Genomic DNA, 1,503 nt, shown 5'->3' with positions numbered 1-1,503 from the left:
TGCAACGGGTTTTGATGTACATGGATGTTCGAATGTCGATGAAGTTCATGGATGAACGCTTTTCATCAACCTCTTATTTGGCCCTGGCTCGCTACGAAGTAGGATGTTCTCATTTTTTAAATAGAGAGTCACATGGGTGATCCACACTATCATTGACCGGGGCCGACCCTTCGGCTGTTTTGTTTCACTTCTGAGTTTGGGTGACGAGAAACCGAAGCACCGCTTCGCAGTTCGAGGAAGTGAGCGCAAGGACGCGCGAAGGGGAGATGCTACATGGAAGTACTTTACCCCAARCAGAAAAAAAACCCGTCGCATTACTGCAACGGGTTTTTCTTATAAGGCCCTGACGATGTTCTACTTTCACATGGGAAGCCCACACTATCATCGACGCTGTTTTGTTTCACTTCTGAGTTCGGCATGGGGTCAGGTGGGTCCAAAACGCTATGGTCATCAGGAAATTCTGTTCATTAATGAAGTATCCTTCATTAATATAAATCCGGAAAAAGCTATTAAATTCTTTGTCTACTTTAGTCTATTAACTTCTGTCGCTTATAAACCACTTTGGCGTTGTATGGTTAAGCCTCACGGGTAATTAGTACGAGTTAGCTTAATGCCTCACAGCACTTCCACATCTCGCCTATCAACGTTGTAGTCTTCAACGGCCCTTCAATTGACTCTAAGTCAAAGTGAGAACTCATCTCGAGGCCTGCTTCCCGCTTAGATGCTTTCAGCGGTTATCAGTTCCGAACGTAGCTACCGGGCAATGCAATTGGCATCACAACCCGAACACCAGCGGTTCGTCCACTCCGGTCCTCTCGTACTAGGAGCAGCCCCTCTCAATTCTCAAACGCCCACGGCAGATAGGGACCGAACTGTCTCACGACGTTCTAAACCCAGCTCGCGTACCACTTTAAATGGCGAACAGCCATACCCTTGGGACCGACTTCAGCCCCAGGATGTGATGAGCCGACATCGAGGTGCCAAACACCGCCGTCGATATGAACTCTTGGGCGGTATCAGCCTGTTATCCCCGGAGTACCTTTTATCCGTTGAGCGATGGCCCTTCCATTCAGAACCACCGGATCACTATGACCTACTTTCGTACCTGCTCGACGTGTCTGTCTCGCAGTTAAGCTTGCTTCTACCATTACACTAACCGTACGATGTCCGACCGTACTTAGCAAACCTTCGTGCTCCTCCGTTACTCTTTGGGAGGAGACCGCCCCAGTCAAACTACCCACCAGGCACTGTCCTCAACCCCGATTCAGGGGCCTAAGTTAGAACATCAACACTACAAGGGTGGTATTTCAAGGTCGGCTCCACAGAAACTAGCGTCCCTGCTTCAAAGCCTCCCACCTATCCTACACATGTAGGGTCAATGTTCAGTGCCAAGCTGTAGTAAAGGTTCACGGGGTCTTTCCGTCTAGCCGCGGGTACACAGCATCTTCACTGCGATTTCAATTTCACTGAGTCTCGGGTGGAGACAGCGTGGCCATGGTTACA

At 49.3% G+C, this 1,503-nt stretch carries 2 rRNA genes (1 of these 2 cut by a window edge); both read right to left on the bottom strand.

Going from position 1 to position 1,503, the window contains the following annotated elements:
- Window positions 1–341: 341 nt before the first annotated feature.
- Window positions 342–455: ribosomal RNA gene (rrf, locus tag PNC201_RS23210) — 5S ribosomal RNA — on the bottom strand.
- Window positions 456–571: 116 nt separating this feature from the next.
- Window positions 572–1,503: ribosomal RNA gene (locus tag PNC201_RS23205) — 23S ribosomal RNA — on the bottom strand; it runs 2,047 nt beyond the window's last position.

It is taken from the genome of Pseudoalteromonas sp. NC201 (assembly GCF_002850255.1).
Taxonomy (GTDB): domain Bacteria; phylum Pseudomonadota; class Gammaproteobacteria; order Enterobacterales; family Alteromonadaceae; genus Pseudoalteromonas.
This window is presented reverse-complemented; position numbering and strand designations above follow the sequence as displayed.